Annotated in this window: 9 protein-coding genes and 1 tRNA gene; 3 read left to right on the forward strand and 7 right to left on the reverse strand. The window is 68.7% G+C overall.

All coding sequences use genetic code 11. The annotated features are described in order from the left end of the window. Positions 1 to 287 (forward strand): hypothetical protein (locus NTX40_11825; GenBank protein ID MCX5649757.1); only part of this gene is annotated, 287 nt, incomplete at its 5' end. 239 nt (positions 288 to 526) lie between these two features. On the opposite strand, the gene NTX40_11830 is transcribed toward NTX40_11825, so the two are convergent. The 5 genes from NTX40_11830 to NTX40_11850 all read right to left on the reverse strand — a co-directional run bounded on the left by NTX40_11830 (position 527) and on the right by NTX40_11850 (position 7,385). Then, a complete protein-coding gene (locus NTX40_11830; protein MCX5649758.1) occupies positions 527 to 1,471 on the reverse strand; it encodes a 2-dehydropantoate 2-reductase in 945 nt (314 codons plus the stop codon). Between the two features lie 52 nt (positions 1,472 to 1,523). After that, complete coding sequence (locus NTX40_11835; protein MCX5649759.1) at positions 1,524 to 1,877, reverse strand: 2Fe-2S iron-sulfur cluster-binding protein; 354 nt, start codon at positions 1,875 to 1,877, stop codon at positions 1,524 to 1,526. Positions 1,878 to 1,885: 8 nt separating this feature from the next. Further along, positions 1,886 to 3,139 carry a peptidylprolyl isomerase gene (locus tag NTX40_11840; protein ID MCX5649760.1) on the reverse strand — a complete coding sequence of 418 codons (1,254 nt, stop codon included), beginning with the start codon at positions 3,137 to 3,139 and terminating at the stop codon, positions 1,886 to 1,888. A gap of 41 nt (positions 3,140 to 3,180) precedes the next feature. Then, entirely contained in the window at positions 3,181 to 6,582 is a 3,402-nt protein-coding gene (gene mfd, locus NTX40_11845; GenBank protein MCX5649761.1) for a transcription-repair coupling factor, read from the reverse strand. A gap of 275 nt (positions 6,583 to 6,857) precedes the next feature. Beyond that, positions 6,858 to 7,385 (reverse strand): hypothetical protein, encoded by a 528-nt coding sequence (locus tag NTX40_11850; GenBank protein MCX5649762.1) that lies wholly within the window; start codon positions 7,383 to 7,385, stop codon positions 6,858 to 6,860. A 158-nt stretch (positions 7,386 to 7,543) separates the two neighbouring features. Between NTX40_11850 and NTX40_11855 the strand changes: the two genes are divergently transcribed. Together NTX40_11855 and NTX40_11860 are read left to right on the forward strand one after the other, a co-directional pair. Beyond that, positions 7,544 to 7,619: transfer RNA gene (locus tag NTX40_11855), tRNA-Ala, on the forward strand. A 113-nt stretch (positions 7,620 to 7,732) separates the two neighbouring features. Next, positions 7,733 to 7,975 carry a GIY-YIG nuclease family protein gene (locus tag NTX40_11860; protein MCX5649763.1) on the forward strand — a complete coding sequence of 81 codons (243 nt, stop codon included), beginning with the start codon at positions 7,733 to 7,735 and terminating at the stop codon, positions 7,973 to 7,975. 391 nt (positions 7,976 to 8,366) lie between these two features. On the opposite strand, the gene phoU is transcribed toward NTX40_11860, so the two are convergent. Continuing rightward, positions 8,367 to 9,026 carry a phosphate signaling complex protein PhoU gene (phoU, locus tag NTX40_11865; GenBank protein MCX5649764.1) on the reverse strand — a complete coding sequence of 220 codons (660 nt, stop codon included), beginning with the start codon at positions 9,024 to 9,026 and terminating at the stop codon, positions 8,367 to 8,369. A gap of 71 nt (positions 9,027 to 9,097) precedes the next feature. After that, a partial coding sequence (locus tag NTX40_11870; GenBank protein ID MCX5649765.1) for an ABC transporter ATP-binding protein occupies positions 9,098 to 9,466 on the reverse strand: 369 nt, incomplete at its 5' end.

Consider the following 9,466-nt stretch of genomic DNA (forward strand, 5'->3'; position numbering starts at 1 on the left):
AACGCGACCGCCTCCGAACCCAACTCCGCGAGACGGTCGGCAAACTGTTCGACGCCGAACTGGCGACCCGCGAGGCCCACATCGGCCTCCTGAAAAAGAAACTCGACGACCTCCGCGCGGAACTTCGCCAGCGCGCCGACCAGCGCGAAGCAATCGTCCGGAATCGCCTCGAAGAGATGCTTGAGCCCAAACCGCAGGACGCCGAACGCCCGGGCAAGGACCAGCGCCCCGAAGGCCCGCCCAAGGAGCCCCCCGCGCCTGACAAGGCACCGAAAACCGGCGAGTAGCCGACTACTACAACGCCACTTGACCATTTGCGCGGCGGGTTCGCCGCGGGGCTTGCCCCGCGCTGCGAACCCGCCTACGCCCCCGACTCGCCGGGGCTACGGCGGGCAAGCAGCCAGCGCCCCGCACCTGTCCGCCATAGTCCCGATTCATCGGGACGACGGCGGAAGCGGGGCGGCGAACCCGCCACGCAAAGTGGCGTTGTATTAGCCGACACGCCCCCCGCCTTTCTCAGGAAGCCTCAACGCCGGCCGGCCGAAACCGCCCTCGCGAGCGTCGCAACCGCCCGGTTGGCCGGCGACGCCAGGCCGTGCGCCTCCGCCACGCGGACGATCGCCCCATTCAAATACTCTATCTCGGTCGGTCGGCCGTTCTGGAGGTCCTGGAGCATCGAGCAGCGGTTCTCCGCCGTGGCGCGGGCCGTCTCAATCGTCGCCGCCGCCGCGCTCGCGTATGGAAGTCCGACGCCCTCGGCCCGTGCGGCGGCTTCGCCCTCGGCCGCTATCGCCTCGGCCATCGCCCGCAGCGCCGGCCGAACGGCCACGTCGCCGTTGCGGACCCCCGCCAGCGCCGCTACCGGATTCAGGGCCGCATTCACGAGCGCCTTCCCCCAGACGTGCGGCGCCATGTCCTCCTCGACGGTCGCCGGAAGGCCTGCCGACTCAAAGAGCGCGGCGACCGCCGCGACCTCTTCGTCCGGCGCCCGGCCGAGGTAACCGAAGTGGGTCCGCTGATTGGCGGCGTGATGGATCTCGCCCTCCGCGACCATGTTGGCCGCCTGATACATCACCCCCGTAATGACGGCGGCGCGCGCGAGCGCCGCGGCCGCCTCCTCCGCGACGCCCAGGCCGTTCTGAATCGCGAGCACCGGCGCCTGGCCGATCCAGCGGGCGGCGCTGCGTGCGGCGTCGCGCACCGCGTAGGCCTTGGTCGCCAGAATCACAAGGTCCGGCGGTTCATCGGGAACGAGTCGGACGGGCACGCGGGCCTTCAGGTCGCCCTCGGCGGCGTGCAGGACGATGGGGCGGGCGCTCAATCGCTCGGCCCGGTCCCGACGGTGGTCAATCAGCGTCACGCGAGGCGAAGGCCCGGCAAGCGCCAGCCGAACCGCCAGCATGCAGCCGATGGCGCCCGGCCCGACAACGGCGATCCGCGCGAATGGATTTCCCGGGTCTCGGGCCGGCAAAGTTCTCTCCCCACCGGCGTGGGACGGCGCGGCCGGCTGCCGCACGCGGGGCCTACGGATGGGCCTGCATCTGCGCCTCGCCCCGCCGCTCGGTGTGTTTCACCGGCGCGGGGATCCGGACGGTGGCGTCGCCGACGACGCGCGCCGTGCAGGCGCTGCGGAAGGCGGGCCCCAGGCCGAGCGCGTCCAGGAGCGCACGCTCCGAGGCCGTCACGGGCGAAAGGTTCTCGGCCCCCTGGAGGACCTCGACGCAGCAGTTGCCGCACTCGTGCCGCCCTTCGCACAATTCGCCCGCAAAAAAATCGTCGGGCACGCTCTCGGCCGCCTCGTCCGCCGCCGCCAGCAGGCTCGTCCCGCGCGGCACCTCCAGCCGGATCCCGTAAGGAAGAAACGTGACCTGGGGCATGGGGCTCCCTACAGATTCTCACGCCGGACACGGACGTACGATTTCCCGTACAGGTCCTGAATGTAGCGGGAGACGGTTTCGTTGTACTTGGCGTCGCGTATCTGGTCTTCCATTTCGGCCTGGACTTCGGTGAAGGGGACGGTCCGCCCGTCCTGTCGGTCCTCGGCCTTGACGACGTAGAAGGCGTCGGCGGTCTCGACGAGAGGGGCGATCCCGCCCCGGCTGAGCGCGAACAGCGCGTCGTTGACGGCCCGGACGCCGAACGCCCCCTGCGTCACGTAGCCCCAGTCGCCGCCCTTCTCGGCCATGGCGTCGCGGCTGTATTGCCGGGCGAGTTTCGCAAAATCCTCGCCCGACTCCGCCCGTTGGAGGACGGCGTCGGCCAACGCCCGCGCCTGCGCCTCCTCGGGAAACTCGCTCTTGCGAATCATAATCAGCCTCAACTGGATCCGCGCCTCCTTCTCGTAGCGTTCGGCCCGGACCTTGTTGTAGTAGTCCAGCAGTTCGGAGCGCGTGATGTGGATGGTCGGAGCGATACGCTCGCGCAGAAACCGCTGCACCAGAATCCGTTCGCGCTCCCGCTCCATCGTCTTCTCGACCGTGGACCCCTCGGCCTTGAGGCGCTCTTCCAGCAGGAGCATGCTTCCGGCCCCGGCGACGAGGTCCTTGAGCACCTGGCCGAGCGTCGCCTCGAGTTCCTCTTTCTGGGCGTCCGAAAGGCGCCGCTTCGCCTCCTGGATCACCAGCCGTTCGCTGATCGCCTCGCGCAACCTCAGGTCCACGACCGCCCGGCATCGGGCCTCGAACTCCTCCGGCGGAAGTTCCTTGCGCCACTGGCGCATCTGGGACCGGAGGGGCCCGAAAATGTCCTCCCGCGTGATGACCTCCTCGTTGACCTCCGCGAGAACCGCGTCGACGAGCCGCACCTCGCCCGCCTCCTCGTAGGCCACCAGGGGCGTCCGGCCGGGCGGCACGGGGATCGGCACTTCCTCCAGCCGCGCCTTATACGCTGCCTCGCCGTCCGGTCGCGCCCGCGTCGCGTCCGGCGCGGGGCCGCCGCGCACGGGTTTCGCCAGCGTTTCGCCGGGGGCGACGCGGCGAGCGGGGCTGACCTCGGCCTCGACGGAGGCGGAGTCGGCGGCGTATTCGCCGCCGCTCGTCGCCATCCGAGGCTCAAGCGGCCCGAGACCCCCGTCGTCGCGGGCGCGGCCGCAGCCGGCCGCCAATCCCGCCGCCAGCACCCATACCGCCGCCCATCGCATCCGCAATGCCCTCGAAAAAGGAATTCCGCAAGAAGCGTATTCTAGTTGCCCCCTGGCGCCCCGGCAAGCCACTTCTTCAACAGCCCCAGCGCCCCCTCGGGGCCCCGATCCTCGCCGAGCCGCCAGAGCACCGTCTGCGAATCGATCACGCGGACGGTCCCGGCCCGGCGGACCTCCGGGTCGGCGCACCGCGCGAAGAGGGCCTCGACGGCGGCGGCGCGTTCGACGGTCATCATAAGGTCGGCCCCCCCCTCCGCAGGATGCTGCGCAGGCGGGACGTTCCGCTTGCGGTGAATGGCGGCGATGCGGGCGCGGCCGGCTAGGAGCCGGACCGCCTCCAGTTCCACGAGGTTCGCGACCTCCGCCGGCATCGGGCCGAACATGTCAACAATCTCGTCGGCGACGTCGCGAAGCGCGTCCACCGACGCCGCACGCTCCAGTTGCCGGTACAGGCTGATGCGCTGGCTTTCGGTCGGCACGTACGTCTTCGGGAAGAACGCCGGAAGGTCCAGGCGGACGTCGGCCCGGCGGCGGTCGGGTTCCGCCAGGCCCTGGGACCGCCGGACCGCCGCCTCGAGCAGTTGGCAGTAGAGTTCGTAGCCGACGGCGGCGATGTGGCCGGACTGTTCGGCCCCGAGGATGTTCCCCGCGCCGCGGATCTCCAGGTCCCTCATGGCGATCTGGAAACCGGCCCCGAGTTCCGAGTAGCGTTCGATCGCGCGGAGGCGCTTGGCGGCCGCCGGCGTGACCGGCCGCGACTCCGGCAACAGAAAGTAACAGTGCGCGCGGTATTTGTAGCGTCCGACCCGGCCGCGCAACTGGTGCAGGTCCGCCAGGCCGAACCGGTCGGCCTCGTGGATGAACATGGTGTTGGCGCGCGGCACGTCGAGGCCGGATTCGATGATCGTCGTGGAAACGAGGACGTCGACGCGGCCGGCGAAAAAGTCGAGCATTCGGCTCTCGAGGTCCCGCTCGTGCATCTGGCCGTGCGCGAAGACGACGCGGGCCTCCGGCACGAGGTTCTGGACCCGCTCGGTCACCGCCTCGATCGAGCGGACGCGGTTGTGGACGAAGAAGACCTGGCCGTCGCGCGCCAGTTCCCGCAGGATCGCCCCGCGCACCAGAGCGTCGTCCCACGGGCAGACCTCGGTGCGGACGGCGCGGCGGTCCTGGGGCGGCGTCGAGAGGCTCGATATGTCGCGGATGCCCAGGAGCGACAGGTGGAGCGTCCGCGGGATCGGCGTCGCCGTCAGCGTCAGCACGTCCACCGTTTGGCGCATCCTCTTGAGGCGTTCCTTGTGCTCGACGCCGAACCGCTGCTCCTCGTCCACCACCAGGAGACCCAGGTCGGCCGGACGGACGTCGGCCGACAGCAGCCGGTGCGTCCCGATGACGACGTCCACCTGGCCTCGAAGGAACCGGCGAAGGACGTCGGCCTGGCCGCCGCGCGTCTGGAACCGGCTGAGCATCTCGACGACGACGGGGTAATCGGCCATCCGCTCGCGGAAGGTCCGCAGGTGCTGCTCCGCCAGGACGGTCGTGGGCACGAGGACGGCCACCTGTTTGCCGGCCTCGACGGCCTTGAAGGCGGCCCGGATCGCCAGTTCCGTCTTCCCGTAGCCCACGTCACCGCAGACGAGGCGGTCCATCGGCCTCGGCGAGCGCATGTCGCGCTTGATCTCCTGCATCGCCGCCAGTTGGTCGTCCGTCTCCGGATACGGGAACGACGCCTCGAACTCCTTCTGCCAGAGCGTGTCCTGGGGATACGCGATGCCCGGCCGCGTCTGCCGGATCGCCTGGAGCCGCAGCATCTCCGCGGCGAGGTCCTCGACGGCGTCGGCGGCGCGGCGTTTCTTTTCGGCCCACGCCTTGCCCCCGACGCGCGACAGTTGCGTCCGGCCCTTGAACCCCCCGATGTATTTCTGAACCAGGTCCACCTGCGACGCCGGAACGTACACAAGCACTTTGTCCCGAAACTCCAGGACGAGATGGTCCTCGGCCGGGACCTCGCCGGCCGCCCCCCGGCGCCCGCGCGGATGGCTGAGCGTCTTCATCCCCAGGTACCGCCCGATGCCGTGCACCACGTGGACCACGAGGTCGCCCCTCGCCAGGTCCGTCCACGTGTCGATCGCGCGCGTCTCGAAGCGCCGCCGAAGGCGCCGGCGATCCTGGTACCGCTGGAAGAGTTCGTGGTTCGCGAGGACCGTCACGTTCTCGGCGACGAGCCGGAAGCCGGCGGCGAGGCGCCCTATGCCCAGGCGGATGCGGCCCTGCGCCTCGGCCCCCATCGCCGAGACGATCTCCGCGATGCGGTCGCGCTCCGCCTCCTTGTCCGAGAAAAGGATCACGGGGCCCGCGGACGCGAGTTCCCCAAGTTCCTCGCGGACGGCCTCGGCGCGGCCGCTGAACGCCGGCAGGCCTTCCGTCCGCAGGCCGAACGCGTCTGACACGCCCGACGACGTGTAACTCGACAGGTCCAGCCGACGAAACGCCCGCGCCTGCTGGACCACCGCCTCGAACGTGTACACTTCCGTCGGCCCCGCCAGCCGCGCCAGGAACGAACGCCCCACCTCCGCGATCTCGAGCGGATCCTGCCAGACGATCCAGGCGTCCGGAGGGAGGTAATCCATCAGGTTGGTCGTCGCCTGGGGAGAAATCGGCCCGCCCTCCCCCGCCGCACCCGCGCGCGTCGGCACGAACGCGATGGCCACGCGGTCGCGCGGCTCGTCGCTGCGCTGCGAAGCCGGGTCGAAGGAACGCAGGCTCTCAAGTTCGTCGCCGAAAAACTCGGCGCGGTATGGCGAAGACGACGTGGGCGGGAAGACGTCGAGGATGCCGCCGCGGACGGCAAACTGGCCGGGCTCCAGGACGAGTTCCGCCGGCCGGAAACCGCGCTCGACCAGCCACCGGCGGACCTCGTCCGGGCGGTATTCCCGGCCGACCTCGAGTTCGAGCGTGTTGTCGGCCAGGTGGCTCGGCGAGGGAACCGGCTGCATCAGCGCCTGGATCGTCGTCACCAGGACGCGCGGCGGGTCGCCGCGGCCGGCGCGTGCGGCCGCGAGCGCCTTCAGGACGCGCAGACGGTCGGCCAGGATTTCGTCGGAGACGTCGTTCTCGGTCGGCAGCGCCTCCCATGCGGGAAAGACCGGCGGGTCGTAGGTGCTGAAGAGCCGCCAATCGTCGCGGACGCCGTCCACCGAGTCGACGTGGGCGACGACGTAGAGGAGCGTGGAGGGACAATCCGCGAGAAGGGCCGCCGCCAGGGCCGGCGCGCTGGATCCCCACAGGCCCTCGACGCTCGCCCGCCCCTCCTCGCGGAGCGTCTGGCGGACGAGGGCGACGACCTCCTGGCGGGCGAAGAGGCTTACGACCGCTTCGCCCGTTGCCGGGTCCCGGCGCGCCGGGACTCGACCAGGCGAGATGTCCTTCTGGCCTTCGGCCATGAATACCGCAGTTCGGCAGGATTGTAATCGGCGGTACCGCGAGCGTCAACGCAGCAAAAAACCGGCGGGACCGAGGCTAGTGCAACAAAGGCAAAGATGCCACACCGCCTGCCGTTTTGGCATGCCAAGCCGGCCCGGAACCCTCACAAACGGCCGTTTTGGGCCTCCAAGGCTGGTCGACCGCTGGCGCGCCGTTTGCCAAAATAATAATGGAGACTCCAAGGAGTCAGACCCGATGGACCTGAACCGATTCACCGAGAAGTGCCGGGAGGCGATCACTGGGCCGGCCGGGGTTCGGCCACGTGCCGGTAGGCCGTGAACGGCTGGTTGTTGAAGTCGCCGCCGATGAAGAGAATGTCATTTTCCGGTTTGTCGCCGCGCGCAAGCATGACGTTGAACGATTCGGCGTCGCCCATCGGGTCGCCGTCTTTCTCGCGAAAATAGACGACGTGCGGGTTGCCGTGAAGAACCGTGAGGACAAAGGGACATGCCGCCGACAGGTGTCCCCCGGAGATACGGCCCGCCAAGTAGATCGGCTTATCCTTGAGGAAGTCCGCGTACCGGGCGGGCAATCCGGCCGCCACAGACTCGTCGGCCTCGAACCTGAAACTCCAGCCAGGAATACTTACCGGGCCGCCGGCCAACCTTGTCCAAAGGTCCTTGTCCGTCCCCCAGGTACCGGCAAGTCGGCTGGCGACGACGTTTTCGGGATCCGGCGCGACCTTGACACCTGCGCCGGCGGCCCCGAGGACCACTGCCGCGCCCGCCACCAGCAGCACACAGAATCCAAGTTGCCGTCTCATACGCCTCTCCTTTTCTGTCGGTCCAATGAGAAATGCACGCTGGTTTAGACGCTGGCCGGACGTGAATGGTTCGCGCGGTTCCGCCCCCGGGATAGGACGTTGACACCTCACCGGAGCGTGCTATAATTCACCGTGCCAACCGAAGGCCGGCCTGGTGTGGGGGCATAGCTCAGTTGGGAGAGCGCCTGGATGGCATCCAGGAGGTCGGGGGTTCGAGCCCCCCTGCCTCCACCAGCCTTCGCCCCGACGTCCTTCCGGGGGAAGGCCGTCGGGGCTTCGGCTGGCAGGCCAGCAACGCGCACGGGCGAAGGCTGCCCGCCGAAGCCTTGGCGAAGGCGGGCCACCAAATGAAGTGGGTTTACCTCCTCGAAAGTCTCGCCCATCCTACTCAACACTACGTTGGGCTCACCGACAACGTATCCAAGCGGCTCGCAGCACACAATGCAGGTCAGTCTGCCCATACTGCAAAGCATAAACCGTGGAAACTTGTCGCCGCGATTCGATTGGCCGACGATAGCCACGCCCGCGCCTTCGAGAAGTACCTGAAATCCGGTTCTGGGCGGGCCTTTGCCAAGAGGCGCTTCCTCTGACACGGCACCCCCACGGCGCAGCGGCTCTTCTTCTTCGCCCGATTGTCCTTCCGGGGAAAGGCCGTCGGGGCTACGGCTGGCAGGCCAGTCGGATGAATAATCGAACCTGGCGCGGTTACGTTTCGTACTTCTCCGGCCGTCACCGCTCCCCTTCCGCCGTCGCCCTTCGGGCTATGGCGGACAAGTAGGGCCTGCCCGACGAAGCCCCACCGGGGCGAAGTCGGGTCGCGGCTAACCGTTGCCGCGGCCGGCCATTTTGTCGCTCCCTTCATCCTTCTGCGGTTCGGCGTTCGATATTCATGATTCGTCGTTTCTTTGCTCCCCCTCACCCCGTCCCTCTCCCACAAGCGGAACGTCCCGCCGGGGGGGAGAGGGGGCTATGAAACAGGCCCTACGGTTTGCCTCTGTGGCGGACGATCTCGCCCGTGACCATGAAGATGACGTGCTCGGCGATGTTGCTGCAGAGGTCGGCGATGCGCTCCAGGCTCTTGGAGACAACGATGTAGTGGGTCGCGAACTCCAGGTGCTCGGGGTCGCGCGCGACGGCCTCCAAGAGGAGCCGGTAGGCCTCCTCGTTGAGGACATCCATGGCATCGTCGCGCTGGCGGACACGTCCGGCCAAGACCGTATCCTTCTTGCCGAACGCATCCAGGGCGTCGGTCAGCATCTCCGTCGCGATGTCGCTCATCTCGGCGATCTCGTCGGGGACTTCGCCGCGGCCCAGATGGGCGAGGGGCTCGACGCACTCGGCGATGTTGGTCGCCACGTCGGCGATCCGCTCCAGGTCGGTGTTGATCTTGATCATGGCCAGGATGCGCTTGACGTCCACGCGGCCGGGCTTGCCGGCCATTAGAAGATCGAGGCATCCGCGTTCGACGGCGAGTTCCTGCTCGTCGGTCCTGGAGTCCTCCGCGACGGCTTTCGCGGCCGCTTCCACGTCCAGGCTCTCCAGGGCCTTCAACGTCTGCCGGAAACGCGCGAGGACCTCGCGGCCCATGGTCTGAAGCAAATCGCGCACGCTGTCGGCGTCACGGCGGGGTTCAGCCACCATCGGTATCTCCTTTAGACTTCCGTCCCGCCGCCGGCCGGCCCGTCGTGGGCCAAGGCGCTCGGGACACGCTTTCAATCCTCGGGCCGGGGAAGCACGTACGGACGCCCCGTCGCCTCGTCGAACTCGACCCGGACGCGCGTCTCGTAAACCGCTTCGAGGATGTCGGTGCGAAGAACCTCGGCGGGCGTTCCCGCGGCGGCCACTTGCCCGCCCGAAATCAGGACCACGTCGTCCGCATAGGCCGACGCCAGGTTCAGGTCGTGGCTGACGCAAAGGACCGTCATGCCCTGCTCGTCCCTCAGCCGCCGAAGCAGCCGGTGGATGGCCTGCTGGTGCTTAATATCCAGGAAAGCGGTCGGTTCGTCCAGCAGGATCAGGTCGGGCTCCTGGGCGAGGGCGCGGGCGATGACGACCCGCTGCCTTTCGCCGCCCGACAGGTC

Source organism: Planctomycetota bacterium (assembly GCA_026387035.1).
In the GTDB taxonomy this organism is placed as follows: Bacteria; Planctomycetota; Phycisphaerae; order FEN-1346; family FEN-1346; genus JAPLMM01.

Excerpts from the sequence above, each read along its gene's own strand:
- NTX40_11835 (MCX5649759.1), bottom strand. The coding sequence starts at position 1,877 with ATGCCCCAGGTCACGTTTCTTCCTTACGGGATCCGGCTGGAGGTGCCG.
- NTX40_11860 (MCX5649763.1), top strand. The coding sequence starts at position 7,733 with ATGAAGTGGGTTTACCTCCTCGAAAGTCTCGCCCATCCTACTCAACAC.
- NTX40_11840 (MCX5649760.1), bottom strand. The coding sequence starts at position 3,139 with ATGCGATGGGCGGCGGTATGGGTGCTGGCGGCGGGATTGGCGGCCGGC.
- phoU (MCX5649764.1), bottom strand. The coding sequence starts at position 9,026 with ATGGTGGCTGAACCCCGCCGTGACGCCGACAGCGTGCGCGATTTGCTT.
- NTX40_11850 (MCX5649762.1), bottom strand. The coding sequence starts at position 7,385 with ATGAGACGGCAACTTGGATTCTGTGTGCTGCTGGTGGCGGGCGCGGCA.
- mfd (MCX5649761.1), bottom strand. The coding sequence starts at position 6,582 with ATGGCCGAAGGCCAGAAGGACATCTCGCCTGGTCGAGTCCCGGCGCGC.